Here is a 202-nt window from a genome sequence, read left to right as displayed (position 1 = left end):
GTCCGATTCAATCAGCGATTCCGACTCATTAAGTGATTCAATCTCAGATAGCGACTCAACGTCCGATTCACTAAGTGATTCAATCTCAGATAGTGACTCAACGTCCGACTCACTAAGTGACTCAATCTCAGACAGTGACTCAACGTCCGATTCAATGAGTGATTCAATCTCAGACAGTGACTCAACATCAGATTCATTAAGT

1 protein-coding gene is annotated in these 202 nt (G+C 42.1%); it reads left to right on the top strand.

Annotation, left to right across the window (positions count from 1 at the left end):
* The coding region (locus tag TT13_RS11145; protein ID WP_045477449.1) for a hypothetical protein at window positions 1-202 on the top strand (202 nt) is incomplete at both ends.

The sequence above is a fragment of the Weissella oryzae SG25 genome (assembly GCF_000691805.2).
Taxonomy (GTDB): Bacteria; Bacillota; Bacilli; order Lactobacillales; family Lactobacillaceae; genus Weissella; species Weissella oryzae.
Note: the sequence above shows the minus strand (reverse complement) of the source record. Positions and strands in the feature narration are given on the sequence as shown.